General features: G+C 60.2%; 27 protein-coding genes. 4 read left to right on the top strand and 23 right to left on the bottom strand.

What is annotated here, in order from left to right; translation table 11 throughout:
- Positions 1–16: 16 nt before the first annotated feature.
- The 5 genes from MKZ87_RS04370 to MKZ87_RS04350 form a co-directional block, all read right to left on the bottom strand.
- Positions 17–1,006, bottom strand: coding sequence for an ABC transporter ATP-binding protein (locus tag MKZ87_RS04370; RefSeq protein ID WP_011333173.1), 990 nt, complete (start codon positions 1,004–1,006; stop codon positions 17–19).
- The gene (locus MKZ87_RS04365) at positions 1,003–1,803 is read right to left on the bottom strand and encodes an ABC transporter permease (protein ID WP_085690467.1); all 801 of its coding nucleotides are present in this window, start codon (positions 1,801–1,803) and stop codon (positions 1,003–1,005) included. Before MKZ87_RS04365 ends, MKZ87_RS04370 begins: the two co-directional genes overlap by 4 nt.
- Positions 1,790–2,626, bottom strand: coding sequence for an ABC transporter permease (locus tag MKZ87_RS04360; RefSeq protein ID WP_176247781.1), 837 nt, complete (start codon positions 2,624–2,626; stop codon positions 1,790–1,792). Before MKZ87_RS04360 ends, MKZ87_RS04365 begins: the two co-directional genes overlap by 14 nt.
- Before the next feature lie 5 nt (positions 2,627–2,631).
- Positions 2,632–3,438 (bottom strand): alkaline phosphatase family protein, encoded by an 807-nt coding sequence (locus MKZ87_RS04355; RefSeq protein WP_085705331.1) that lies wholly within the window; start codon positions 3,436–3,438, stop codon positions 2,632–2,634.
- A 178-nt stretch (positions 3,439–3,616) separates the two neighbouring features.
- Positions 3,617–4,681: an ABC transporter substrate-binding protein gene (locus MKZ87_RS04350; RefSeq protein ID WP_085690470.1), complete on the bottom strand. Its 1,065-nt coding sequence runs from the start codon at positions 4,679–4,681 to the stop codon at positions 3,617–3,619.
- Positions 4,682–5,032: 351 nt separating this feature from the next.
- On the opposite strand from MKZ87_RS04350, the gene MKZ87_RS04345 reads away from it, so the two are divergent.
- Positions 5,033–5,746: a UTRA domain-containing protein gene (locus tag MKZ87_RS04345; protein WP_085701120.1), complete on the top strand. Its 714-nt coding sequence runs from the start codon at positions 5,033–5,035 to the stop codon at positions 5,744–5,746.
- A gap of 409 nt (positions 5,747–6,155) precedes the next feature.
- Here MKZ87_RS04345 and MKZ87_RS04340 read toward each other — a convergent pair whose 3' ends face one another.
- The 8 genes from MKZ87_RS04340 to minC all read right to left on the bottom strand — a co-directional run bounded on the left by MKZ87_RS04340 (position 6,156) and on the right by minC (position 13,407).
- On the bottom strand, positions 6,156–8,315 hold the full coding sequence (locus MKZ87_RS04340) for a mechanosensitive ion channel family protein (RefSeq protein WP_085705329.1): 2,160 nt from the start codon (positions 8,313–8,315) through the stop codon (positions 6,156–6,158).
- 76 nt (positions 8,316–8,391) lie between these two features.
- A complete protein-coding gene (locus MKZ87_RS04335) occupies positions 8,392–8,568 on the bottom strand; it encodes a hypothetical protein (protein WP_007960078.1) in 177 nt (58 codons plus the stop codon).
- 132 nt (positions 8,569–8,700) lie between these two features.
- Positions 8,701–9,990 (bottom strand): M18 family aminopeptidase, encoded by a 1,290-nt coding sequence (locus MKZ87_RS04330; RefSeq protein WP_085705327.1) that lies wholly within the window; start codon positions 9,988–9,990, stop codon positions 8,701–8,703.
- A 76-nt stretch (positions 9,991–10,066) separates the two neighbouring features.
- On the bottom strand, positions 10,067–10,660 hold the full coding sequence (locus MKZ87_RS04325) for a hypothetical protein (RefSeq protein WP_266200344.1): 594 nt from the start codon (positions 10,658–10,660) through the stop codon (positions 10,067–10,069).
- Between the two features lie 46 nt (positions 10,661–10,706).
- Entirely contained in the window at positions 10,707–11,342 is a 636-nt protein-coding gene (locus MKZ87_RS04320; RefSeq protein WP_266200343.1) for an RluA family pseudouridine synthase, read from the bottom strand.
- 91 nt (positions 11,343–11,433) lie between these two features.
- The gene (minE, locus tag MKZ87_RS04315) at positions 11,434–11,688 is read right to left on the bottom strand and encodes a cell division topological specificity factor MinE (RefSeq protein WP_007960071.1); all 255 of its coding nucleotides are present in this window, start codon (positions 11,686–11,688) and stop codon (positions 11,434–11,436) included.
- A complete protein-coding gene (gene minD / locus MKZ87_RS04310) occupies positions 11,688–12,500 on the bottom strand; it encodes a septum site-determining protein MinD (RefSeq protein WP_085690474.1) in 813 nt (270 codons plus the stop codon). Before minD ends, minE begins: the two co-directional genes overlap by 1 nt.
- A gap of 169 nt (positions 12,501–12,669) precedes the next feature.
- Complete coding sequence (minC, locus tag MKZ87_RS04305; RefSeq protein ID WP_085701203.1) at positions 12,670–13,407, bottom strand: septum site-determining protein MinC; 738 nt, start codon at positions 13,405–13,407, stop codon at positions 12,670–12,672.
- A 117-nt stretch (positions 13,408–13,524) separates the two neighbouring features.
- Here minC and MKZ87_RS04300 point away from each other — a divergent pair, with 117 nt between their 5' ends.
- Positions 13,525–14,457: a lipid A biosynthesis lauroyl acyltransferase gene (locus tag MKZ87_RS04300; RefSeq protein ID WP_085701123.1), complete on the top strand. Its 933-nt coding sequence runs from the start codon at positions 13,525–13,527 to the stop codon at positions 14,455–14,457.
- Positions 14,458–14,493: 36 nt separating this feature from the next.
- On the top strand, positions 14,494–15,666 hold the full coding sequence (locus MKZ87_RS04295; protein WP_085705323.1) for a patatin-like phospholipase family protein: 1,173 nt from the start codon (positions 14,494–14,496) through the stop codon (positions 15,664–15,666).
- A 130-nt stretch (positions 15,667–15,796) separates the two neighbouring features.
- Here the strand turns inward: MKZ87_RS04295 and MKZ87_RS04290 are convergent, their stop codons facing one another.
- The 9 genes from MKZ87_RS04290 to puuE form a co-directional block, all read right to left on the bottom strand.
- Positions 15,797–16,582: an outer membrane protein OmpK gene (locus MKZ87_RS04290; protein ID WP_266200342.1), complete on the bottom strand. Its 786-nt coding sequence runs from the start codon at positions 16,580–16,582 to the stop codon at positions 15,797–15,799.
- Complete coding sequence (locus MKZ87_RS04285) at positions 16,579–16,953, bottom strand: hypothetical protein (protein WP_234204756.1); 375 nt, start codon at positions 16,951–16,953, stop codon at positions 16,579–16,581. The genes MKZ87_RS04290 and MKZ87_RS04285 overlap by 4 nt, the downstream gene beginning before the upstream one ends.
- Position 16,954: 1 nt before the next feature.
- Positions 16,955–17,740 (bottom strand): outer membrane protein OmpK, encoded by a 786-nt coding sequence (locus MKZ87_RS04280; RefSeq protein WP_085705322.1) that lies wholly within the window; start codon positions 17,738–17,740, stop codon positions 16,955–16,957.
- A gap of 84 nt (positions 17,741–17,824) precedes the next feature.
- The gene (locus MKZ87_RS04275; RefSeq protein WP_011333188.1) at positions 17,825–19,183 is read right to left on the bottom strand and encodes a nucleobase:cation symporter-2 family protein; all 1,359 of its coding nucleotides are present in this window, start codon (positions 19,181–19,183) and stop codon (positions 17,825–17,827) included.
- Positions 19,184–19,351: 168 nt separating this feature from the next.
- Positions 19,352–20,665: a urate hydroxylase PuuD gene (locus MKZ87_RS04270; protein WP_266200341.1), complete on the bottom strand. Its 1,314-nt coding sequence runs from the start codon at positions 20,663–20,665 to the stop codon at positions 19,352–19,354.
- Positions 20,666–20,716: 51 nt separating this feature from the next.
- Positions 20,717–21,220: an ureidoglycolate lyase gene (locus MKZ87_RS04265; protein ID WP_027613342.1), complete on the bottom strand. Its 504-nt coding sequence runs from the start codon at positions 21,218–21,220 to the stop codon at positions 20,717–20,719.
- A gap of 117 nt (positions 21,221–21,337) precedes the next feature.
- Positions 21,338–22,333 carry an allantoicase gene (gene alc / locus MKZ87_RS04260; protein WP_085701128.1) on the bottom strand — a complete coding sequence of 332 codons (996 nt, stop codon included), beginning with the start codon at positions 22,331–22,333 and terminating at the stop codon, positions 21,338–21,340.
- A 90-nt stretch (positions 22,334–22,423) separates the two neighbouring features.
- A complete protein-coding gene (gene uraD, locus MKZ87_RS04255) occupies positions 22,424–22,939 on the bottom strand; it encodes a 2-oxo-4-hydroxy-4-carboxy-5-ureidoimidazoline decarboxylase (RefSeq protein WP_085705318.1) in 516 nt (171 codons plus the stop codon).
- On the bottom strand, positions 22,936–23,862 hold the full coding sequence (puuE, locus tag MKZ87_RS04250) for an allantoinase PuuE (protein WP_085701129.1): 927 nt from the start codon (positions 23,860–23,862) through the stop codon (positions 22,936–22,938). Before puuE ends, uraD begins: the two co-directional genes overlap by 4 nt.
- Before the next feature lie 430 nt (positions 23,863–24,292).
- Here puuE and uraH point away from each other — a divergent pair, with 430 nt between their 5' ends.
- Positions 24,293–24,646, top strand: a complete 354-nt coding sequence (gene uraH / locus MKZ87_RS04245) for a hydroxyisourate hydrolase (protein WP_011333195.1) — start codon at positions 24,293–24,295, stop codon at positions 24,644–24,646.
- A 107-nt stretch (positions 24,647–24,753) separates the two neighbouring features.
- On the opposite strand, the gene MKZ87_RS04240 is transcribed toward uraH, so the two are convergent.
- The gene (locus tag MKZ87_RS04240; RefSeq protein WP_085705313.1) at positions 24,754–26,334 is read right to left on the bottom strand and encodes a hypothetical protein; all 1,581 of its coding nucleotides are present in this window, start codon (positions 26,332–26,334) and stop codon (positions 24,754–24,756) included.
- Positions 26,335–26,370: the final 36 nt, after the last annotated feature.

Genomic DNA, 26,370 nt, shown 5'->3' with positions numbered 1-26,370 from the left:
GGTGTCAGCAAAGTCATCAGGCTACCTCACACAGGGCGGTGGGATCGATGGAAAGTGACAGGCGCTGACCGTCGGGATGCAGATCCGCTGCCGAACGGTTGAGCACATCCACCACCAGTTCCACGCCCCGGGCTTCGACGCGGTAGCGAATCACGTTGCCCAGCAGGCTGTGGCTGCGGATTTGCGCGTCGGGCTCACCGCTCAGACTCAATTCGATGGCCTCCGGGCGAATCGCGATGCGGTGGTTGATAGGCCGCTGCAACAGCTTCGACGCACTTTCGGCATCCAGCAGATTGTAGTTGCCGATGAAGCCGGCAGCGAACACGTCGACCGGCGCGGTGTAGAGGGTTTCGGCGTCGCCGCTTTGTACGATCTTTCCCTGATTCATCAGGAAAATCCGGTCAGACATGGTCAGCGCTTCTTCCTGATCGTGTGTGACGAAAATCGTGGTCAGGCCGAGTTCGCGCTGGATCTGACGGATCTGCTCACGCAGGTGTTTGCGAATCCGTGCATCGAGGGCCGACAGCGGTTCATCCAGCAGCAACAGGCGCGGACGGGTGACCAGCGAGCGGGCGAGGGCGACACGCTGGCATTGACCGCCGGACAGCTGATGCGGATAGCGGCTGGCGAAATCGTTGAGTTCAACCAGTTTCAACACTTCGGCAACCCGCTTGTGGCTGTCGTCGGCGTTGACCTTTTGCATGCGCAAACCGAAGGCGACGTTCTGTTCAACGGTCATGTTGGGGAACAGTGCGTAGCTCTGGAACACCATGCCGATCCCGCGTTTCTGCGGGGTGAGCGGCACGATGTCGACGCCATCGAGCAGAATCTTGCCGCCATCCACCGGCGTCAGGCCGGCGATGCAGCGCAGCAAGGTGGATTTGCCGCAACCCGATGGGCCGAGCAGGGTGACGAATTCACCCTTCTGGATTTCGCAGTTGATGTCGCTGAACACCGTGGTGCCCGCGTAGTTTTTCTGAAGGTGTTGGACGCTGACATAGCTCATTCGCTTTTGTCCTTGTTCAAGATGTTGGCGACCCAGGTCAGGACCAGCACGAAAAAGAAGTAGGAGATCACCAGCGCACTGGTGAAGTGGCCGCTGCTGTTACGCATGTTGTTGAGGTAGACCTGCAGGGTTTCGTAGCGGGTGCCGACCAGAATGTTGGCGAACACGAACTCACCGAACAGGAACGAGAACGACAACAGCAAGGCGACCATCAGGCCTTTGCGCAGGTTCGGCAGTACCACCAGGAAAGCTGCCTGAAAGGTGCTGGCGCCGAGCAGTTGGGCGGCGTCCATCAAGTCGCGCAGGTTGATCGCTTGCAGGTTGTTGGTGATCGCCCGGTACATGAACGGCAGGGCAACGGTGAAGTAGCAACCGATCAGGATCCACGGCGTGCCGACCATCGCGAACGGCCCGGAACCGTAAAGCTGCAACAGCCCCACCGACGACACCACCGGCGGCACCGCAAAGGGCAGCAGGATCAGGATGTTCATCAGCGCATCGAGTTTCGGGAAGTGGTAATGCACCACGAACAGCAGCGGCAGGATCAGCACCACCGACAGGATCAGCGCGCCGACGCACACCAGCAGCGACTGACCGAAGGCGTGCAGGAAGCGCGGGTCGCTCCACAACTGGACGTACCACTTGAAAGTGAAACCGCTGGGCAGGATGGTGGCCGACCAGCTGCTGGCAATCGAGTAGATCAGCGTGCCCAGCAGCGGCAGAAGCAGGATGGCGAACAGCAGATACACCACGACGCGGTGGTAGACGCCGGCCGGGCCGGATTCAGCGCGAGACATGGTAGCTCCTCTTCAGCAACAGTTGATGCACGACGGTCACCAGGGTCATCAGCGCCACCAGCACGACGGCCAGGGCGCTGGCCAGGTTCGGATCGAGGGAAATGTCGCCGGACACCATCGCCGCAATCCGGATCGGCAATACGTTGAAGTTGCCGGTGGTCAGCGCGTAAACCGTGGCGTAGGCGCCGAGGGCATTGGCCAGCAGGATCACGAAGGTGCCGAGCAGGGCCGGGGTCAGCACCGGCAGGCCGATGTGGCGCCAGAACTGCCAGCTGTCAGCGCCGAGCAGGGCGGCGGATTCGCGCCAGTCTTCACGCAGCGCATCGAATGCCGGGTACAGCAGCAGGACGCCGAGGGGAATCTGGAAGTAGGTGTAGAGGATGATCAACCCGGTTTTCGAGTACAGGTTGAAGTCTTCGATGATCCCGGCCTGCTTCAACATGATGGTGATGCTGCCGTTGAAGCCGAGCAGGATGATGAAGGCAAACGCCAGAGGCACGCCGGCGAAGTTGCTGGTCATGTTGGCGAAGGCATTGACGAAGTTGCGCAGTTTCGAATCGACCCGGCGCAGGGAGTACGCACCCAGCACCGCGATGATGATCCCGAACACACTCGACCAGAAACTGATTTCGAGGCTGTACTGGATCGCCTGCAGGTAGAACTTCGAGCTGAAGATCCTGCTGAAGTTGGCGAAGCCCCAACCGAATTCTTCCGATTGCAGGCTGTTGATCATCACCCAGATCAGCGGGGCGATTTCGAACACGATAAAGAACAGCGCGAAAGGCACCAGGCACAGGGCGGCCAGCCATTTGCCGCGAGTCATTGAGTTCACTTGAGCAACTCCCGGCAAACAGGTTTGTCGTGGGGTACGCCGAGCAGTTCGCAGACGGTTCCGCAGATGTCGGTCTGCTTCGGCGTGGCGCCGGCATTCAGGCTGAAGGCGTCACCGAGTACGAACAACGGCACCTGGCGTTCTTCCGGCAGCAGGCCGTTGTGCGAGCGGTCGTTGTTCATGCCGTGGTCGGCAGTCACCAGCACTTGGTAACCGGCGTCGAGCCAGCCTTGCAGGTAGTCGGCGAGGATGATGTCGGCGCTGCGCGCGCTGTTGCGGTATTGCGGGGTGTCGAGGCCGTGCTTGTGGCCGGCGTCGTCGATGTTCATCGGATGGATCAGCAGAAAATCCGGGGCGTGGCGCAGGCGCAGGTTTTCGGCGTCGGCGAACAGGTGCGAGTCCGGGTAGTGATCGTTCCAGTAGAAGTGGCCGTGCTGGATCGGTAGCGTCGGGTCATCGGTATGCCGATCCCGAGCCGCCACGAACGGCGAGCGGTTGTAGAGCTCGCTGACCCAGTGGTACGCCGCGGCGGCGGTTTTCAGACCGGCATCGCGGGCGTAGTGATAAATGCTGCGCTGGTTGGACAGGCGCGAGACGTTGTTGTGGACGATGCCGCTCTCGATCGGTGGCACGCCGGTGAGGATGCATTCGTAAAGCGGTCGGGACAGGGCCGGCAGCTCGCACTCCAGCTGGTACAGCGCCGCGCGTCCTGCGCCAACGTAAGCCTGCAGATGCCCCATGGCGTGACACGCAACCTCGTAACTGAGGCCGTCGAGCACGACAAGGATGACGGTGTGCTTCATAGGGGCAAAAACTCCGCGAAACAGAAAATTTCAGATTCAGTCGGGAGCCCTTGTGGGGGCGAGCTTGCTCGCGAAGGAGTCGTGTCAGCCAACATCAATGTTGAACGAAAGACCGCATTCGCGAGCAAGCTCGCTCCCACAGGGATCTCCAGCAATCCCGGAAGCGGGACTTACGGGCTTACTTCATTTCTACGATGACTTCTTCGTTCCACTTCTGCGGCAGGGCCTTGGAGGTTTTTTCCCACGCATCGGCGTCCTTGATCGGCGTGACCTTCTTGTACTGCTCGTTCGGCAGCAGTTTGGCTTTCACGTCTTCCGGCAATTGCAGGTGCTCGGCGCGGATCGGGCGAGCGTTGCCGCGGGCGAGGTTGGTCTGGCCGGCGTCACTGAAGATGTATTCGCGGGTCAGCTTGGCGGCGTTCGGGTTCTTCGCGTATTTGTTGATGATGGTGGTGTAGCCGGAAATCACCGAGCCGTCAGACGGAATCAGCACCACGTAGTCATCCGGGTTGGCCATCTTGGCCTTGTAGCTCAGGCCGTTGAAGTCCCAGACCACGCCGACTTCGATCTCGCCTTTTTCCATGGTGGCGATGGTCGGGTTGGCCATCGACAGGCGACCCTGCTTGGCGATGTCTGCGAACAGCAGCAGGGCAGGCTGGAGGTTTTTCTCGTCGCCGCCGTTGGCCAGCGCAGCGGCGAGTACACCGTTGGCAGCTTGTGCAGCGGTGCTCACGTCACCGATGGAAACCTTGTATTTGCCGCCCTTGAGGTCAGCCCATTTGGTCGGAACTTCGGAGCCGTGCAGCAGCTTCTTGTTGACGATGAAAGCGATGGTGCCGGTGTAGGCCAGTGCCCAGTTGCCGTCCTTGTCCTTGGCCCAGTCCGGTACTTGATCCCAGGTGGTCGGCTTGTACGGTTGCACCACGCCTTGCTTGACCGCGATCGGGCCGAAAGCCGCGCCGACGTCGCCGATGTCGGCGGTGGCGTTGTCTTTCTCGGCGGCGAACTTGGCGATTTCCTGGGCCGAACTCATGTCGGTGTCGATGTGTTTCAGGCCGTAGTTCTTGGCCAGGTCTTCCCAGGTGCCTTTCCAGTTGGCCCAGTCATCGGGCATGCCGACGCTGTTGACGGCGCCTTCCGCTTTCGCAGCGGCTTCGAGGGTTTTCAGATCATCAGCCGCCATGGCGGCGGTGCACATGGCAATGGTCGAGCCTAACAGTGTTGCCAGGAAAAGCTGTTTCATTCCGAAGCTCCTTGGTCGTGTTCAACGCTGCGATTGCGGTTTGTGTTGGTCTAGGTCAGCAATACCTGAGCCAATGTAGGGGGGCTGGATGACACTTTGATGTCGGCGGATACCTGACCCGCCCTTTATTTCGCCGATATCGTCGGCAGCCCGCTAAGCGTAGACCACCCTCAAAGTCCCGGTGGGCAAGGGACTTGGCCGATGTATTGCAAGTTGTCAGGGCGACCGTTCGGTAGTTTTGTCATCTCTCGGTCATCTGCACTGCCTAGGCTTGCAACACGACCGAATGGCGCAATAGCTGTGCGGTTTTGCCCCGAAACAGTGCTGGTCTAGTCCAGATAGGTAACGTTGATGCGCGATGAGGCAACAAAAGCGGTGACAGCGATTGGCCAGATCCTTCAGGAGCAGCTCGATCACGGGTTGCTGGCGGCGGGGAGCAAGTTGCCGGCCGAGCGCAAGCTCAGTGAGCTGTTCGGCACGACGCGGATTACGGTGCGTGAAGCCTTGTTGCAACTGGAGGCGCAAGGGCAGATTTATCGCGAGGAGCGGCGGGGCTGGTTCGTGTCGCCACCGCGTCTGGCCTACAACCTGATGCAGCGCAGTCACTTTCACGCGATGGTCAGTGCGCAGGGGCGGGTGCCGTCGACCGAGGTGATTTCGGCGCGGTTGCAACCGGCGTCAGCGGCAGTATGTGCCTGGTTGCAGTTGCCGGCGTTGTCGAGCGTGATTCAGATTTGCCGGTCGCGGCGGATCGATGGGCGGCTGGTGTTGTATGTGGAGCATTATCTGAATCCGCAGTTTTTTCCGGGGATTCTGGAGTTTGATTTGAATCAGTCGATTACCGAACTGTATGCGCGGCATTACGACTTGCACTATGGGCGGGTGCGGTTCGAGATTGTGCCGACGTCTTTATCGGTCGATGCGGCGGCGGCGTTGCGGGTGTCGGTGGGGAGTCCGGGGTTGAGGATTGCTCGGGTTAATTATGATCAGGCCGGGCGGTTGATTGATTGTGATCTGGAGTTTTGGCGGCATGATGCGATTCACGTGGGGGTTGATGTGGTTTGACCTTGGCGGCCTCTGGGCCGACCAGGTTTTGGGTTGTTTTGGGTGAATATCCGTTGCTTCGGGTGCTGCCGCTGACGGTTTCGCCCTTACGGCGAGTCACTTTGGCAAACGCCCCAAAGTAACCAAAACGCTGGGCCCCTGCGTTCGGCACCTCGCTGAGGCTCGGTGTTCCTTCGTTCCGGGATTCATCCGGGGGCATCGCCTACGGTTTGCTTCGCTGCACCTCCTCTCGATGCATGCGGCTGCGCCGCACGGTCGCTGCGCTCCCACCCCCGGATAAATCCCTCCACTCAGCCTTCCGATGGGGCCAAAAGATCAAAAGCTTTACTCGAGCTAACGCTCATCGTGGTGAGTGGTGGGAGTTAGCTTGCCAGCGATGGCGGCCGGAAGTCGGTCAGATTCGCCGGATCTATTCTTGAGTTTGGCCACCACCGCCTGCGGTGATCACTTGCACATTCATCCTCGGCGTCGCCAGATCCAGGCCGGCCTCATCCAGATGCCGTTTCAGCGACAGGTTGAACGCCCGTGAAACTTCCCACTGTTTGATCGGTGCTGTCTTGAACCTTGCGCGCAGTATCGCGTTGCCGGATTCGAAGCTTTCCACGCCCTGAAATTCCAGCGGCGACCAGATGTTGCGGCGTTGCAGCGGATCTGTGCGCATTTTCTGGCCGACGTCGCGCATCAGTTTGATGGCTTCATCGATGCTCATGTTGAACGGCACGGCCACGCGGAAGATCGCGTAGCCGAATTCGCGGGAGTAGTTTTTGATGCTTTTGATTTCGCTGAACGGGATGGTGTGGACGATGCCGTCAATGTCCCGCAGGCGAACGGTGCGGATGGTCAGGCCTTCGACGGTGCCCAGGTGGCCGCCGACGTCGACGTAGTCGTCGATGGCCAGGGAGTCTTCGATGATGATGAACAGGCCTGTGATCAGATCCGCTACGAGCGACTGGGCGCCGAAGCCGATGGCCAGACCGATCACGCCGGCACCGGCCAGCAGGGGCGTGACGTTCATGCCCATGTTTGCCAGGGCGACGATCAGGGCGATGATGAAGATCGCCACGAAAAGCACGTTGCGGATCAGCGGCATCATGGTTTGCGCGCGGGCGTTGGCCAGGCCTTTGCGGGAGCGGGTGAGGGCGTGGTGGACGGCGGTGTCGCTGAGAATCCAGATCAGCCACGCGAAGATCAGCGTACCGATCAGGCTGAAGATTTTTACGCTGACGTCGTGGCCTTCGCCTTCGGTGAAGCCGATCAGTGACATGCCCCAGACCCGCAGGCCGAGTTCGATGAAGGCCAGCCACACCAGTAAATGGGCGAGGGTGTAGAAAAAGCTTTTCAGGCGCTCGGAATACAACGCATGACGTTTCGGGCCGCGTTGGGGTCTGAGGGCGTGGCGGCGGACGAGGCCGTTGATGACCATGCACAACACCAGCAGCACGGTGCAGATCAGTGACTGGCGCAGTGCGGTGCTGGTGTCGCCGGCGGAGATGAAGGTGGCGAAGAGGGAAATGCCTACCAGCACCAGTGCCGGGACGTACCAGAAGGTGCCGAGGATTTCGATGGTGTCGCTGAGGGCGCGGCGGGTCAGGCGCCGGGACAACGGCTGGTTGCGGATCAGGTGGGCGATCGGCCGGCGGAAGCGCAGGATGAACAGCCCGGTCGACAGCGCCGCAAGGACATTGGCGACGGTGGCGGCGGTGTGGGCCAGGTGCACACCGAGGCCGGCCACCAGTCGCGGATCGCTCAGGGCTTCACCGAAGGCGGCGAAACTGCCGATCAGCCACAACGGGCGGAAAGCCTGGTGACGCAGGATGTACAACGCGCGATGGCGGTGCGGGCCGTCGAGTACGGAAAAGGCGATCACGCAGATGGCCGAGAAACAGGTGCCGACCACCAGCGCATACGCCAGCACCATCGCCAGGCTTTTGCCCAGTGACGAGGGCAGTGCGTAGCTCATGTAAACCGTGATCACCAACGCGATCAGCCAGGGCCCGAGCTTGCGCAGGGCGAAGCGCAACATGTCGAGGGCCCGGGGATTTTGCGGCAGTTCTTCGGTCAGACCGAAGCGCATGCGTACCCGGTGGCCGAGCCAGATCAGCGCGGCGGCGAGCAGGCTCCAGACCGCGAGGATCACGGCGAAGGCGAAGATGATCGGCAGCCACTCGCTGGCCGGCAGCATCAGGCCTTTGAGCTCGTCCTGAGCCATGTCGAATTCGGCGGACCAGCGATTGAGCGGGCTGTCGGCGCCGGTGAACTGTTTTTCGAAGGTGGCGAGGGTGCCGCCGATCAGTCCCAGCACGCCTTCTTCCGGGCTGGCCTGGGCCTTTTTCGTGGCGTCGCGCAGTTTTTTCAGATCGGTCAGCAACTGGGCGCGTTGCTTGTCGTTTTCCAGCGACTTGATGACTTCGTCCAGGGACTGGCCGAGCGGTGCCTGGGCTTCGGGCTGAGTATTGCCGGAGCCCGTGAGCAGCCCCGGCAGACCGGCAGCATCGGCAGGTGCCGGCGACATCAGGGTCATCAGGCAAACGAGAAACAGGCAGGGCAGGGCAAAAAGACGAGCGAACACTAGGCGGTCAACCTCGCAAGGGGCGGATCGGGCGAGTGTACGAGCCCGCCAGATTCAATGCGAGCCGGGGGCGGATTTATTCGTTGAGTTTGGCAAGGATCTTGTAGACCACGGTGGCCAGGATCATCAGCATGCCGATCCACATGGCGAACACACCGGCGTTCTTGTCACGGAAGTTGAAGCCGATGGCCAGCAGAATCATTCCGCACAGGATGGGAATGAGCATGGAGTGAAACGCAGACATCGAGATCATGGCGACAGCCTTGTCGAAGGAAATGATTTAAGTCTAGGCGGGATTTGGCCGACCGGTGGTGATCTGTATCAGAACCGAGCCGGTTTTACAGGCCGAGGGATCGCAGCCCGAAGCTGCGATCCCGACTGTGTCCTACGGCAGTTCGCGACTGGCGTAGAACGCGCTCAGCACTTTGACCAGGTGGGCCAGGTCGTGGCTGCCGCACAGTTCGCGGATCGAGTGCATGGCGAACGTCGGCAGGCCGATATCGACGGTGCGCACGCCCAGGTGGCTGGCGGTGATCGGGCCGATGGTCGAGCCGCAACCCATGTCGCTGCGTACCACGAAGCTCTGCACCGGGACTTCTTCGGCCATGCACAGATGGCGGAAGAAACCGGCGGTTTCACTGTTGGTGGCGTAACGCTGGTTGCTGTTGACCTTGATCACCGGGCCGGCGTTGAGTTTCGGGCCGTGATTGGCGTCATGCTTTTCGGCGTAGTTCGGGTGCACGCCGTGGGCGTTGTCGGCCGAGACCAGCAGGGATTTCTGGATGGTGCGCACGAACTCGTCACCTTCCGGCAACAGACGGCGCAGGGTCTGTTCCAACATCGGGCCATCAGCGCCGCAGGCAGAGCAGGAACCGACTTCTTCGTGGTCGTTACACACCAGCACGCAGGTCTCTTCGGTGTCGGCGGTCAGCAAGGCTTGCAGGCCGGCGTAGCACGACAGCAGGTTGTCCAGGCGCGCACCGGCGATGAAGTCGCCATGCAGACCGATGATGGCGGCGCTTTGGGTGTCGTAGAAACTCAGCTCGTAATCCAGCACCACGTCGGCGTTGAGGCCATGCTCGCGAGCCAGTTGGTCGGTGAGCACCGCGCGAAAGTCCACCCGCTCATCACCGGCGAACTGCGCGAGAATCGGTGGCAGTTCGGTCTGGGCGTTGATGGCCCAGCCCTGGTTGGCTTCACGGTTGAGGTGAATGGCCAGGTTGGGAATGATCGCGATCGGGGCCTTGAAGTCGATCAATTGGCTTTCGACCTTGCCGTCACGGCGGAAGGTGACGCGGCCGGCCAGCGACAGGTCGCGGTCGAACCACGGTGCGAGCAGCGCACCGCCGTAGACTTCGACGCCGAGCTGCCAGAAGCCCTGGCGCTGCAGCTCAGGTTGTGGCTTGACTCGCAGGCACGGGCTGTCGGTGTGGGCGCCGACCAGACGGATGCCGTCGTGCAGCGGTGAGTTGCGGCCCATCTTGATCGCGACAATCGAGGAGTCGTTACGGGTGACGTAGTAACGACCATTGGCTTCGGTGTGCCAGGTTTCACGCTCGTCGAGGCGCACATAACCGGCGGCCTCCAGCCGTTGAACAAGGCTGGCGGTGGCGTGGAACGGGGTAGGGGAGGCCTTGAGGAAGTCGATCAGGCCTTGGTTCAACTCTTCGCGCATAAGAAGCTCCAGACAGCAATGGGCGGGAGTTTAACGCATCGGCCTGATGCTTGGGACAAGACATGTGCCACTCGCATCAACGAGTGGCGGCCACTCTTTTTTTCAGATAGTTCATGATCACTTTTTCGTCTTCAGGCTTGTCCGGACGAGGCAGTTGTTTTGGCCAGCGGCTCTGATTGAGCAGCTTTTTCTGACGGCTCTCGTCCCAGCGCAGAATCTCCCGCGACGCGCATTCCCACCATTCATGACGACAGGCGCTGTAGTAGGGGTGATCCATCACCGACTGATTCGCATCGATGTATTGGAACAGGCTGCTCGGGGGGCTGGTGAACAGGGTGTCGGTGTCGACGAACAGGGTTTTCTCGGCCAGTTGCATACCGGCGGCAATCGCGCAGGCCTTGCGCCGATGGTGGTAGCCGTTGTGTCCCTGCCAGCGCGTCAGGGTCGCTTCGTCGAGCAACACGGTGTCGACCGGCCAGCCTTCGTAGTCCTGCGGCCGGTCAGTGAGAATCCTGATCGCCGGACGTTTGCCGTTTTTGGCCTGGGACAGGGCTGTGAGGATGCTGAATTTGACTTCGCGCCGGTAGACATCCTGATTGCCGTAAATCAGGTAGAGCAGTTGATGACGGGTCTTCTTGACGGGTGTTGCCAGGGAATCAGTACAACTCATCCGGAACAAAATCCTTTAAAACGAGCGACTGCCGGTCAGGCAGTGCTTAAAACGGTGCCGGGCATTCGAAGCGCAAGCGTTCGCCGGACTGTGGGTGGGTGAAGCTGAGCATGCTCGCGTGCAGGCACAGTCGTGGCCAGGCCGCGAGGGCTAGCTCGTGGGCGTAGAGGCCGTCACCGAGCAACGGATGGCCGATCGACAGCATGTGCACCCGCAACTGGTGCGAGCGGCCGGTGATCGGCGTGAGTTCGACGCGGCACCAGTCGCCGCAACGCTCCAGTACACGCCAGAAAGTCAGCGCGTGCTTGCCGAGTTCGTGATCCACCACATGGCGCGGTTTGGTCGGCGGGTCGTAGCGCAACGGCAAGTCGATGCTGCCGCTGTCCAGTTCCGGCTGGCCCCAGCAGAGCGCGGTGTAGGCTTTCTCTGTTTCACGATCATGAAACTGGCGTGACAGTTCGCGGTGGGTATCGGCGTCGCGGGCCAGCAGGATGATCCCCGACGTTTCCCAGTCCAGGCGATGGACGATTCGCGCTTCCGGGTAGCCGTTTTCCTGCAGGCGGGTGATCAGGCAGTCCTTGTTGTCGTCGGCCCGGCCGGGGACGGAGAGCAACAGGGTCGGTTTGTTCACCACCAGAACGGCGGCGTCCTGATGAATGATTTGGACGTTGGACAACGGCATTAAAACAGCCTCGTAACAAATGCCAACGGCGGCTCAGGGCCCCTCCACTATCGGAAGGGTCCTGAGCCGCCGTCGTTCCTGCCGGATCGACTCAGCGGTCTGGCAGGGTGATGTTGAGTTCCAGAATCGAGCAGCTGCCCTGGCTCTCCAGTGCCACGTGTACGTCGTCGTTGCCGATGTTGACGTACTTGCGGATCACTTCCACCAGTTCCTTCTGCAAGGATGGCAGGTAGTCAGGGGTGCTGCGCTGGCCGCGTTCATGCGCCACGATGATCTGTAGACGCTCTTTCGCGACCGAGGCGGTACTTGGCTTTTTGTTGGCACGAAAGAAGTCAAAAAGGTTCATTACCTACCTCCAAACAGACGCTCGAAGAATCCCTTCTTCTCGACATTCAGGAACCGGTGTTCTTTTTCCTTGCCCAGCAGGCGATCAACGGTATCGCTGTAGGCCTGGCCGGCGTCGCTTTGATCATCGAGGATCACAGGTACGCCCTGGTTGGAGGCCTTGAGTACGGCCTGGGATTCCGGAATGACGCCCAGCAGGCGTACGGCGAGGATTTCCTTGACGTCTTCGACGCCCAGCATTTCGCCTTTTTCGACGCGCTCCGGGTGGTAGCGGGTGATCAGCAGGTGTTCCTGGATCGGCTCTTCGCCTTTTTCGGCGCGACGGGACTTGCTGGCCAGCAGGCCCAGCATGCGGTCGGAGTCACGTACCGAGGACACTTCCGGGTTGGTCACGACGATCGCTTCGTCAGCGAAGTACATGGCCAGGTGCGCGCCTTTCTCGATGCCCGCCGGGGAGTCGCAGACGACGAACTCGAATTGTTCCTTGAGCTCCATCAGGACTTTTTCCACGCCTTCCTGGGTCAGCGCGTCCTTGTCGCGGGTCTGGCTGGCGGCCAGCACGTAGAGGTTTTCCAGGCGCTTGTCTTTGATCAGGGCCTGTTGCAGGTTGGCTTCGCCGTTCACCACGTTGACGAAGTCATACACCACGCGGCGCTCGCAACCCATGATCAGGTCGAGGTTACGCAAGCCCACGTCGAAGTCGACGATCACTGTTTTGTGGCCGCGCAGAGCGAGGCCGGTACCGATAGCGGCGCTGGTGGTGGTCTTACCCACACCACCCTTGCCGGATGTAACCACGAGAATCTTGGCCAAGGTGTTTCACCCCTAAGGAAGAAGGACTGTTCAGCCCCTGAAAAACATCTCTAGAAAACTACTGCAGTCGGACAGCCTTGGCTGGAATTCGGCTTTTGGCCTTTTTCCTACTTCGTTTGAGCCGTTTTCGCTACGTTTTAGAGATGCTTGGAAAATGCGGCAGTATCCGTTAAAGCCGAATGATGTTCAACACGTCGCCCGACAGGCTGACCTGTACGCCCGAGCCCCACATCGGATCGCGACGCAGGTCCTCGGAAACCTTGTAGTGGCCTGCGATGGAGATCAGTTCAGCGCTCAATTGCTGACAGAAAATCCGCGCCTTGGTGTCGCCCTTGACCCCGGCCAGCGCACGACCGCGCATCGGGCCGTATACATGGATGTTGCCATCGGCGAGAAGTTCCGCCCCCGGGCTGACCGAGGACACCACCACCAGATCGCCACCCTGGGCATATATCTGTTGGCCACCACGTACTGGCGTGGTGATGACGCGGGTCGGTTTGACGGCCGGCTCCGGCGGTTTTTCCGGCTTCTTCGGTGCGACGGGTTCAGCGCTTTCCAGCGGTCGTTCGCGGGCGCCGGACGGCGGCAGCACCGGGATGTCGATGGCGATGGCGGCGGCGATGTCTTCGATGCGGCTGGCGCGGATCGCCAGGGTGCGCAGGCCGTGCTGACGGCACACGCGCATCAGGCCCGGCAGGTCGACAGCGCCTTCGCCTGGCGGCAGTTTGTCCAGCGCCAGAACCAGCGGCGCGTTGCTGAAGAAATTCGGTGCCTGGGCGACTTTGGCGGCCAATTGCCGATCGAGGCTGTCCAGGTCGTTGCGGGACAGCTCCAGCACTGTAATGGCGAGCATGCTGCCCTTCAGCTGGAACACGGGATCTTGGTCTTTCGGTTCGGTTTGGCTCATGTCGGCATACAACGGCTTGTCACTAAAAGTGCCGAGACTTATAACGAGAACGCCCGCAGGCCGCAAGCCGGGTCGAACGATGTAGAATGCGCGGCCACTGTATTTACGGAAGCTTTAATGGATCGCCCGCGTTTTCGAAAAGCATTTCTTGCCCCGCGCTTCTGGCCGCTCTGGTGCGGCCTCGGGCTGTTGTGGCTGATCGTGCAGCTGCCCTATCCGGCGTTGCTGGCCATCGGTCGTTTTCTCGGTGCCCTGATGTATCGCTTCGCCGGCGACCGGCGGCGCATCGCCAAGCGCAATCTGGAACTGTGTTTCCCGGAAAAGTCCGCCGCCGAACGCAAGCGCCTGCTCAAGGAAAACTTTGCCTCCACCGGCATCGCCTTCTTTGAAATGGCGATGAGCTGGTGGTGGTCGCGTCAGCGTCTGGCCAAACTGGCTCACGTCGAAGGTCTGGAGCATTTGCAAAAGGCCCAGCGCGAAGGCAAGGGCGTGATTCTGATGGCGGTGCATTTCACCACCCTGGAAATCGGCGCGGCGCTGCTCGGCCAGCAGCACACCATCGACGGGATGTACCGCGAACACAAGAATCCGCTGTTCGACTTCGTCCAGCGTCAGGGCCGCGAGCGGCACAACCTCGATTCGCTGGCGGTGGAGCGTGACGACGTGCGTGGCATGCTCAAGCTGCTGCGTTCCGGCCGGGCGATCTGGTATGCACCGGATCAGGACTACGGCGCCAAGCAAAGTATCTTCGTGCCGCTGTTCGGCATTCAGGCTGCAACGGTCACCGCCACCAGCAAGTTCGCCCGGTTGGGCAAGGCGCTGGTGGTGCCGTTTACCCAGGAGCGTCTGGCCGACGGCAGCGGTTATCGTCTGGTGATTCATCCGCCGCTGGAAGGTTTTCCGGGCGAGACCGAAGAGGAAGATTGCATCCGCATCAATCAGTGGGTCGAAAGCGTGTTGCGTGAGTGCCCCGAGCAATACCTGTGGGCGCACCGACGCTTCAAGAGCCGGCCACCGGGCGAGCCGAAGCTGTACGCCAAACGCGGTTGATTTGACCCATCCCCACAAGCACCACGGAGCGTTGCGATGAGCCCAGCTGAACCGGTCACAGGTTTGATTCTTTCCGGCGGTGGGGCTCGGGCGGCGTATCAAGTGGGAGTGCTGGCGGCGATCGCCGAATTGCTGCCATTGGGGGCGGACAATCCGTTTCCGGTGATCGTCGGCACTTCTGCTGGTGCCATCAACGCGGTCAGCCTGGCCAGCGGTGCCACGGATTTTCGCGCCGCCATCGAACGTCTGACGCTGTTCTGGCAAGGCTTTCGCAGCCATCGCGTGCTGCGCAGCGACTGGCCGGGGGTGATCCGCCAGGCCAGTCGTTTTGTCAGCCACAGTCTGTTGGGCATGGGCCGGCAAGTGCCGGTGGCGCTGCTCGACAGTTCGCCGCTGCGTCATCTTCTCAATGAAAAACTGCACATGCCCGGCATCGCCGAATCCATCGCGCGCAAGCAATTGCACGCGGTGGCGGTCACGGCGTTCGGCTACGAGTCGGGACAGGCGGTGACCTTCTACCAGGGCGGCGGCACCATCGATTCCTGGCTGCGTCACCGTCGCATCGGCGTGCCGACGCAGTTGTCGGTTGAGCACTTGCTGGCCAGTTCGGCGATCCCCCTGTTGTTCGCGCCGGTGAAAATCGGCGAGGAGTATTTCGGCGATGGCGCGGTGCGGCAGTCAGCGCCGATCAGTCCGGCGCTGCATCTGGGGGCGAGCCGGGTGCTGGTGGTGGGTGTCAGCGGCAACCCGCGCGGATTTGACCCGGCGCAACCACTGGAGCGCACCTACACCGGTCAACAGCCGACACTGGCGCAGATTGGCGGGCACATGCTCAACAGCACCTTTATTGATAGCCTGGAAAGCGATATCGAACTGCTTCAGCGTCTCAACCAGTTCAGCCGGCTGATGCCCGAAGGCACGCCGACCCGCGCGCTGGGTGTGGCGCCGGTGGAAGTGCTGGTGATTTCACCAAGTCAGCCGATCGATGAAATCGCGGCGCGGCATCGCCAGGAACTGCCGGCGGCGTTGCGGTTGTTCTTGCGTGGGCCGGGGGCGACCAAGACGAGCGGGGCAGGGGTGTTGAGTTACTTGCTGTTCGAGGCGGGGTATTGCAGCGAATTGATCGACCTTGGGCGGCGCGATGCCTTGGCCAAGCGCGATGAGCTGTGCCGGTTTCTCGGGATCGGCGAGGCGCTTGTTCCCGCTTGAGATTTGGGCGCAGCAATCGCTGGCAAGCCAGCTCCCACAGGGTTCTGCGGTGTACACAACCGCTGTGAACGGCGCGTGACCCTGTGGGAGCGAGCTTGCTCGCGATGGCGTCCATAAGGACGCCGCCGGATCAGAAGTGGAACTTCACCAGGAAGCTGGTCACGTTCTGATTGGTGGTGAAGGCACGGGTATCATCGATCCCGTACTTGTCTTTCCAGTAGTCGTATTCAACACCGACGTACAGCTGCTTCTCGCCGAAATTCAGCGCCTTGCCCAGGTCGTATTTGACCTGTGGGTTGAAGTGCAGGTTGGCGTGGTATGCGCCCTTGCTGTTAACGTCGTTGTCGACCACCCAGTCCATGAAACCATCGATCAGGATGTTCGAGTCGCCGACCGGAATGGTGTAAGACCAGACCGGTGTGATCTGCCAGACATTGTCGCCCGGACGCGAGCCTTCGGTGTGACGCTGATAGAAGTTCAACTGGAAGTAGTCGAAGCCGGGAATCGCCAGGTCGAAGCCTGGACCGATCAGGTAGGACTCGACGTCGCCTTCGCCGAACTCGTAGGTCATCGCCAGCAACACGTCTTTGACCGGGCCGAATTCGATCTTCTGATCGAGGATCTTGCCTAACGACAGGCGTGGACTGAATTCGCCGTAGTAAGTGTTGTTGCCGACACCACCGTCAGGCTTGCCGTTGTAGAAAATCTTGTCGACGAACAAAAAGTTGTCCCCGTACTTCCAGGCATCGGCGTGCTCGAAGGTGACGGTCTGCTGGATGGCCGGGTTGACCTTGAAGTCCTTGCCGTAAAGGTAGGTCAGGCTGTTGTTCTGCCATTGCAGCAGGCCGTCGGCCATGGCCTGACCCCCTGCCAGCAGCGATCCCGCGAGCATCAGGCTGGTGCACATACGTTTCATTCGGTTGCTCCCAAAGTAGGTGTTCCACGTTTATTTTTTTGAGTCGGCGCTCTGGTGTGGCGCCTTTTTTCGTTGAAGCAAAAATCATCCATCCGGTCAGCTTTCATGCTGTTAGCAAGAGCTGAGCCAAGGCTTTTCGAAAAACAAAAAAACGCCCGTCGGCTGCTGAAAAACAGTCGATTGAGCGTGTTTTCGGGATGCCTCGGTACTGACCGCGGCCGGGATAAGTTGGCTTTTCGGTCAGGAATTAAATTCGGGCTTTTTTTTAGACCGAATTCAGGAGGCCGCGGAGAATACTGACTCAACGGCCAGGCCTCAAGTGCCCCGCAACAGAGCACCGACGACAGGTAAGGCGCACGGTTGCGGGTCATCTTAGAAGTGCACCTTCACCAGCAGGCTGGCGGTGTTCTGATTGGTGTCGAAACTGTGGGTGTTTTCGATGCCGTATTTATTTTTCCAGTAGCTGTATTCGGTGCCGAAGTACACCTGCTTTTCGCCCCAGCCAAGGGCTTTGCCCAAGTCGTATTTGATCTGCGGGTTGATGTGCAGGTTGGCGTGATAGGTGCCGCGCGAGTTCTGGTCGTTGTCGACCACCCAGTCCAGATAGCCGTCGATGAGCAGGTCGGAATTGCCCACGGGAATGCTGTAGGACCAGCCGGGAGTGATCTGCCAGACGCCATCGCCGGGGCGCGGGCCTTCGGTCTGGCGGCGATAGAAATTCAGGGTGAAATAGTTGAAACCCGGCACCTTGAGGTCGAAGCCGGGACCGATCAGATAGGCCTCGCTGTCGCCTTCGCCGTACTCGTAGGTCATGGCCAGCAGCACGTCCCTGATCGGGCCGAACTCCAGCTTCCTGTCGAAGATCTTGCCGAACGACAGGCGCGGGCTGAATTCGCCGTAGAACGCGTGGGGTCCTTTGTTGCGGTCTTCCTTACCGTTGTAGAAGATCTTGTCGACGAACAGGAAGTTGTCACCGTACTTCCACTTGTCGGCATGCTCGAACGTCACCGTCTGCTGGATCGACGGGTTGATCGCGAAGTTCTTGCCGTACAGGTAGCTCAGGCTGTTGGTCTGCCACAGCAATAAATCGCCGGCCATGGCCTGGGATGCGGCCAGCAGGCCGCCGCTCAACAACACGTTGGTTTGAGTCCGGATCATCTGTTGCTCCCTCTTGTTTTTATTGTTTGAGGCAAAGCTGTCGCGAGGGGCTGGCGTTGGCGAGCCCCTTTTTTACTCTTCGGATCAGTGCGGGTGTGCGTGGCAGTCGTTGATCGCGGCGCGTTCGGCGCCACCGAGAATGTTGAACAACAGGTTCAGCGTCAGCGCGCTCAGGGTGGCCATGGCGATCCCGCTGTGGGTGATCGGGCTCATCCACAACGGCAGGTGGGCGAAGAATTCCGGACGGACCACGGGAATCAGGCCCATGCCGATGCTCACCGCCACCAGCAATTGATTGCGCCGGTCGCCAATGTCGGCTTCCTGCAAAATCTTGATGCCGGTCGCCGCCACCATGCCGAACATCGCGATCGCCGCCCCGCCCAGCACCGCCGGTGGAATCGACGCCACCAGGAACGCCGCTTTCGGCAGCAGGCTCAGGACGATCAGCAAGCCGCCGGCAACGATGGTCACCGAGCGGCAGCGCACGCCGGTCATCTGCACCAGTCCGATGTTCTGCGCGAAGGAGGAGTGGGTGAAAGTGTTGAAGAATCCGGCGAAGAACGATGCGCCGGCATCACACAGCAGTCCGCGACGCAGCATGCGCGGGCAGACTTCCTGGCCGGTGATCTTGCCCAGCGCAAGGAACATCCCGGTGGACTCGACGAAGATGATCACCACCACCAGGCACATCGACAGGATCGGCGCCAGTTCGAACTTCGGCATGCCGAAATGCAGCGGGGTGACGAACTGAACCCATGGCGCGTTGGCCATGCCGCTCAGGTCGACCATGCCGATGGCGCCGCAGAGCACGTAGCCCAGGCACATACCGATCAGCACGGAAATGTTGACCCAGAAACCACGCATGAAGCGGTGGATCAACAGAATGGTGGCCAGCACCAGTGCGGCGATGGCCAGGTAAATCGGTGAACCGAATTGAGCGGCGCCAGCGCCGCCACCGGCCCAGTTCACGGCCACGGGAAACAGCGACAAACCGATCGAGGTGATGACCGTGCCGGTCACCAGGGGAGGGAAGAAGCGTACGACCTTGGACATGAACGGCGCGATGATCATGCCGAAGAACCCGGCGGCGATGGTTGCGCCGAAGATTCCCTGCAGACCGATGCCGGGCATGCCGGCCATGGCGACCATGCTCCCGACGGCGGCAAAACTGGCGCCCATCATCACCGGCATGCGAATGCCCATCGGGCCGATCCCCAAGGATTGCACGATGGTGGCGATGCCGGCGACCAGCAGGTCGGCGTTGATCAGGAAGGCGATTTCTTCACGACTCAGGCCAGCGGCCTGTCCGATGATCAGCGGTACCGCGATGGCGCCGCCGTACATCAGCAGTACATGTTGCAAACCGACCAGGATCAGTTGCAAAAGGGGCAAACGCTGAATGGCGGGTGCGTCGGGGATGCGCGCTTTGGACAGCTCGGACATGCAACACCTCGGATCTTTTTTATTCTTGTGATGAACAGCTGCCGGGTTGCTCACAGCTGTTTCTTTGCATCAGGTAAACCGCGTTGCGGCTGATCGCTGGCAAGCCAGCTCCCACACAGGCAGTGCAAAACCCTGTGGGAGCCGGCTTGCCAGCGATGTTTTTACGGCTTAGTTGGTCTGGGCTCCCTGGGCGATCCATGCACCGATCAGGTCACGTTCCTGCTGGGTCATCTGTGTGATGTTGCCCAGTGGCATGATCTGCGTGGTGATGGCTTGCGCCTGGATCCGCGCCGCGTTCTGGCGGATCTGCTCGGGGGTGTCGAACATCACACCGGCCGGTGCAGCGCTGAACAGCGGGCTGGTTGGTTTGGCCGAGTGGCAGACCGCGCAGCGTTCCTGGATCACGTTGTGCACCTTGTCGAACTCAGGGCCGGCGTTGGAGGCCTGAGCGGGAGCGGCGGCCGGTGCAGCAGGAGCTGCTGGCTGCGCCGCTTCAGCCGGTTTCGCGCCACCACCCAAAGCCGTTTCCGGCAGCGGCTGGTACTCGATTTTCGCAGGCGCCTTGGCCACGTCCGGAGCGGTCGACATCGGCGCAGGGCCGGTGACGTACGCCAGACTGATCATGCCCACTGCTGCCACTGGCAGGGTCCAGGCAAATTTGTGGCTGTCGTGACGGGTGTTGAAGTAGTGACGCACCAACACCGCCAACACTGCGATCCCGGCCAGGATCAGCCAGTTGTACTGGCTGCCGTAAGTGCTCGGGAAGTGGTTGCTGATCATGATGAACAGCACCGGCAGGGTGAAGTAGTTGTTATGACGCGAACGCAGCAGGCCTTTGGCCGGCAGGGCCGGATCCGGCGTGCGGTTCTCGGCAATCGCGGCAACCAGTGCGCGCTGCGCTGGCATGATGATGCGGAACACGTTGCCGACCATGATGGTGCCGATGATCGCGCCGACGTGCAGGTACGCACCACGACCGCTGAACACCTTGCTGAAGCCATACGCCGCGCCGATGATCAGCACGAACAGGATGAAGCCGAGCAGGGCGGGTTTCTTGCCGAGGGGTGAATCGCAAAGGAAGTCGTAGATGAACCAGCCGGCGATCAGCGAACCGACGCCGATGGCCACGCCTTCAGGGCCGGTCAGGCCGCTGCCGGGTGCCACGAGATAGAGCACGGGGTTGGAGTAGAACACCACGCAAAGCAGCGCGATCCCCGACATCCAGGTGAAATAGGCTTCCCATTTGAACCAGTGCAGGTTCTCCGGCATCGACGGAGGGGCCAGTTTGTATTTTTCCAGGTGATAGATACCGCCGCCGTGGATCGCCCACAGATCACCGGCAAGACCGGTTTTCGGGTTGACGCGGTTGAGGTTGTTCTCCAGCCAGACGAAGTAGAACGACGCGCCGATCCAGGCCACGCCAGTGATCATGTGAACCCAGCGCACGCTCAGGTTCAGCCATTCCAACAGATGTGCTTCCACAGTCTTTACCTCTCGCCTGTCACTCTTGTTGTCGAGTGATCAGACCTTCTCTTATTGGTGGGGGGCGAGGATCAAACGCTCATCCTCTTTGAAAAAATGCTCATCGCAGTTATTGCCTGTGCCACTGCGATCAACCACCAGGAAGTCATCCCGCTTTTCGATCGTCAGCACCGGGTGGTGCCAGACGCCGCGATGGTAATTGATGCCCTGCCTGCCGTTGGTGACGAAGGCGCGGACCAAGCCTGATACAGGTACATCGCCAAGTGGCGCGACCACGATCAGAAAGGGGTTGCCGAGCAGCGGAATGAAAGCCTGGCTGCCCAGCGGATGGCGTTCCAGCATGCTGACGGTCAGCGGCATGTCCTGCGCGTCGGCGCGGAAGATGCTGATGATCGCGTTGTCCTCTGGCGTCGCGGTTTCGACCGTCGCCAGTTTGTGGAAGCGCATGGTCGAACCGTTATTGATCATGAAGTGATCGCTGCCGTCGGTTTCGATCACGTCACCGAAAGGGGCGAAGGCTTCTTTGGTCAGCGGTTCAATCGTCAGTGTGCGCATGCTGTTCTTCTTATCCGAATTCTGTGTTGTTTGATCTGACGCTTTCGCGAGCAAGCTCGCTCCCACAGGAGTTGCGATCAATGTGGGAGCGAGCTTGCTCGCGAATGGTCGCGCCGCTTACTTCGCTACCTTGCCGAGAACGCGCAGGCGGCTCACGCCACCATCCGGGAACACGTTCAGACGGATGTGGGTGATCGGGCCCAGTGCCTTGATCTGCTCGACGAAGGTGTGTTCGGCGTGCATTTCCAGCTTCTGGCTTGGCAGCAGTTCGCGCCAGAACAACGACTGGGTTTCGATCTGGCTGTCGGTGCCGCCCTTGACGAACGCGCCCTGGATCGAGCAGCTGTCCGGGTAGTTGCCCTTGAAGTGCAGGGTGTCGACGATGATCTTTTCGATCTCGCCCGGGTGGCCCAGCGCGACGATCACCCAGTCATTGCCTGGCGTGCGACGACGGGCGGTTTCCCAGCCATCGCCCATGTTGATGCCACGGCCCGGGTTGAGGATGTTGCTCATGCGGCCGAAGTGTTCGTCGGAGCAGGCGAGGGCGCGGCCACCGTTGAGGGCTGCTGCCAGGTCGACTTGCTCGTTGTCGCCAACTGCCGACCAGTCGCGGAACGGAATGCCGTACACGCGCAGACGGGCCACGCCGCCATCCGGGTAGATGTTGAAGCGCAGGTGGCTGAACGCCTTGTCGTTGCTGATTTCGTGGTAGTGGTGGCTGTTGCCTTGCAGTTCGACGGCCGACAGCACTTCTGTCCACTGGGTGTTTTCGTCCGGCTCGCCCGACGCCAGGAAGCACGCTTCCAGCGAGGCCGATGGCGGGAAGTTGCCGGTAAAGAATGAAGTGTCGATGTCCACGCCTTTGATCGAACCCGGCACGCCCAGGCGGATCACCGCGCTGTCATAGCCTTCGAAGCGCTTGCGGCGGGACTCCCAGCCGTCCATCCACTTGCCGTTGTCATCGAACACGCCCTCCTTCCACACGGCCGGGGTCGGCTGAAACAGACGATTGGCGTCTGCGAACCAGTCATCGGTGACCGAGATGATTTTGGTGCCCAGACGGGCATCGGCCAGGTTGACGAACTTCTCGAAAGGTACGGCGTAAGCTTTCATTCTTCTTGTCTGCCTTTAAATAAGTGGCTGGGGATGCTTGCAAGGCCCTGGGAAACACAAGCGTTCTAGAGGTTTCTCGGGCCAGGCTTGCTAGAGAGTCAGTAATCGGAACAGGGCGATCTTGTTGATCTCCGCCAGCGCGCATTTGAACTCGGTGTCGACCGGGTTATGAATGCGCGTTTCGAACGCCGCGAGGATCTGATGCCGGTTGCTGCCTTTTACCGCCATGATGAAGGGAAACTTGAACTTGGCTTTATAAGCGTCGTTCAGCTCGGTGAAGCGCTGGAACTCTTCGGCCGTGCATTGGTGAATACCGGCGCCAGCCTGTTCATTGGTGCTGGCTTCGGTCAACTCGCCCTGGACGGCAGCTTTGCCGGCCAGGTCCGGGTGAGCGTTGATCAGTGCCAGTTGACTGGCGTGATCGGCGCTCAACAGGATGTCGCTCATGCGCTGGTGCAGGGTTTCGATCTGGTCGATCGACGCGTCCTGGCCCAGGTCGAAGGCCTTCTCGGCCACCCATGACGAATGTTCGTAGATGTCGGCGAAGGCTTTGACGAAGGCGTCGCGGCTCAGGGTCGACGGTTGCAGGGTTTGAAAGGTGCTCATTTGGCAGCCCCTTGGTACGGGTGGGTTTCGTGCCAGTGACGCGCGATGTCGACGCGGCGGCTGAACCACACCTGCTCATGACTTTTAGCGTATTCGATAAAGCGCTTGAGCGAAGCCAGACGCGCCGGACGGCCCACCAGACGGCAGTGCAGACCGATCGACAGCATCTTCGGCGCTTCGGCGCCTTCGGCATAAAGCACGTCGAACGCATCCTTGAGGTATTCGAAGAAATCGTCGCCCTTGTTGAAACCCTGGACCTGGGTAAAGCGCATGTCGTTGGTGTCCAGGGTGTACGGGATCACCAGGTGCGGCTTGCCGGTCGGGTTGTTCGGTTCCCAGTAGGGCAGGTCGTCGTCGTAGGTGTCGCAGTCGTAGAGGAAACCGCCTTCTTCCATCACCAGGCGACGAGTGTTCGGGCCGGTGCGGCCGGTGTACCAGCCCAGCGGGCGCTCGCCGGTGAGTTCGGTGAGGATGCGGATCGCTTCGAGCATGTGCTCGCGTTCCTGCGCCTCGTCCATGTACTGGTAGTCGATCCAGCGATAACCGTGGCTGCAGATCTCGTGACCGGCATCGACCATCGCGCGGATCACGTCCGGGTGACGCTGGGCGGCCATGGCCACGGCAAAGATGGTCAACGGAATGTCGAATTCCTTGAACAGTTTCAGAATCCGCCAGACGCCGGCACGGCTGCCATACTCGTAAAGCGACTCCATGCTCATGTTGCGCACGCCTTGCAGAGGCTGGGCCGCGACCATTTCCGAGAGGAAGGCTTCCGATTCTTTGTCGCCGTGCAGAATGTTGCGCTCGCCGCCTTCTTCGTAATTGAGTACGAACGACAGGGCGATCCGGGCGTTGCCCGGCCAGTGTGGGTGAGGAGGGTTACTGCCGTAACCGATCAGGTCGCGTGGGTAGTCAGCGCTCACTGCAGTCTTCCTTCTTATTCGTTGACAGATTGTGTGGCGCCCTGAAATTTGGATGGCAGGCTGGCGTCACAGCGATGGGCTGATTGTATACAACTTTATTCTCAATTTGTAAGCCTGATTTTTCGCATTTTTCGCCGGCTGTCATCTTTTGCTGTTAATGGCGTGAACCTGCAAGAAACCTGCCTGACCAGTCAGCTAATGGATTGGGGGTTCAATGAATGCAAGGTTGCACGGCAAATCACCGGAAAATCGAAGGATGGCGGGGGTAGCAGGAAAAATGTTGTTTTTATTGTGTACAATTTTTTTGAAAAGTGTCTTAATCAATCGCTCGCCGCAGCTTTTCGTGCTCCGAAACGGTGCGGTCTCCTTTTCAACTGACTTCGGGAGGCGCGAAGTCTGACTGCTCCACGCAGGCAGGCGCGCAGAATCAATGGGACGTTTGACAACACACGTTTTGGACGCTGCACACGGTTGCCCGGGCAGCTCGATCAAGGTCGAGCTGTACCGCGTTGAAGGTTCGCACCTGGAATTGGTCGCCAGTGCGCTTACCAACAGCGATGGCCGGGTTGATGCGCCGCTGCTGCAAGGCGATGACTACCGTACCGGTGTCTATCAGGTTCAGTTCCACGCCGGCGATTATTACCGCGCCCGTGGCGTCCAGTTACCGGAGCCGGCATTCCTGGACGTGGTCGTACTGCGGTTCGGCATCTCTGCCGAACAGGATCACTACCACGTACCGTTGCTGATCTCGCCTTACAGCTATTCCACCTATCGGGGCAGCTGACCCCCAAGCGGCTGCCCCTGCCGGGAAGCGACTGCGCATATAGCTTCTTTGGTCTTTCGCCCGCTCACACTGCGGGCTTTTTTTCGTGCCCCGAAAGACGTCCCGGATTAACGGTCGGGAAGCGCTCCAAACTTCGAATCATCATCCCTGACGATGAAAACGGAATCGGTCTGCGAAGCCAGGATCTGCGATCCTCCCTTGAGCCAGACCAGCCTTTTTTCGGCATGCGCCTGAAGCATTTCCTGATGGGCCGAATAGCCAACCTGAGTGGTCAGGCGCATATCGGCTGCCTCGGGAGCGAACCTCAAGTGTTGGTAAATTTTCTTTCCTCTGATGCGGTACAGGCTGATGAAAAAAACAAAAGGATGATTCTTGCGACGAAACACCAGCGCCGGATAAGCATCTGCCTGGGTCGGGGTAAAAACGTCATAACCCTGCCGGTTCAGGACACCGGCCATGACGCGCTTGAGTTCTGTGCCTGACTGCGTTGTTTTGAAATAGTCCCATTCCTTCTTCGTCAGATCGAAGTCCAGTCGCCGGAGAGGACCTTCCGGGGACGCGGAGGGTAGTTCCAGAATCCGGTTGAATCCCCCCTCGCTGGTGGTTGGCAGTATCGGGAGCATCAGTAACGGATCGGCCAGCTCCGGGCGGGGAGTGCTGTTGCCACTTTTCCAGTCATTGAATGTCTGCCTGAGCCGGGTCAGGCCGACGCTGGTTGCCATGTCCCCTTCATTGGCCAGACCGAATTGATGCCTGGCCACCTTGTTCACTGAGGTTTCGGACAGTTGAGGAAAAAAAGTGGCGATGTATTGCTTCAGTGGATGTTGGAAGGGGAGATTCGGATCTATCTCCCACTGATTGGCGGGCGGAACGCGGATCGCGCCTCTGGGTTGCTGCATCAGGTCTGTGCCAAGGATGCGTTCCATGTAATCGAAATCGTATACCCAGTGGTTCGGATTCTTGATGTAGGCGATCGGGTGATCCGGGTCGCTGCCTCGAGGCATCAGTGGAAACCGGATGCCATCGACTTCAATGCTGCCGAAGGGAGCGTGCTCGAGTGAAACACCCCAGTTTTTCCAGGGATCGGACCACTCATCATCCGTCGTAGTGGCAGAGCGTTTGGGCGCGACAATCTCTTCAGGATCTTCATCCGGGTTGCGCAGGCGTTTGAGCGTTAATGTGGAATCGCTGCTGCCAGCGCTGTTGTCAGTGGGTTTGACGCGCCACAAGAGCGAGCCCTCAACCTGTTCGACGCGTGGCCCGGTGGGTCTGTGGTCGCTGTTCAATCGGGCCCGAAAATGGTTTTCCGAATCGATGCCCAGCAATATCGTCCCCCCTTCCTGGAGGTCGACGAAGTGCCTTTGCGTCCCGAGTTCTCGAATGCCGGAAAGTGCATTTGGCGCCGGTAGTCGGGACAAGTGATTGGGCGGAAGGAAAAAGTGCTCGATCGGTGCATGGGTGATGACAGGGGTGATATGGGTGTCGCCCGGAAGATCGACGATCTCTAAAGCCAATGGTTGGGAGGAGGATGATTGAACTGGCGGGTCGACAGAGACTCTGCCTGCATCGTCGAGGGCGACGTTCAGCGGCAGCCTGTGCAGCGGCGGTAGCCCGACATCGGGACGGGTGAAAGGCGTTTCGGGGGAGGTGGTCGAGGCACCGGGTTTTATCGGGCGTTTGGGGCTCATGGGTATTTCGCTCGCAAGGTTGATTCACGTTGATCT

Source organism: Pseudomonas sp. MCal1, assembly GCF_026341415.1.
Classification (GTDB): domain Bacteria; phylum Pseudomonadota; class Gammaproteobacteria; order Pseudomonadales; family Pseudomonadaceae; genus Aquipseudomonas.
This window is presented reverse-complemented; position numbering and strand designations above follow the sequence as displayed.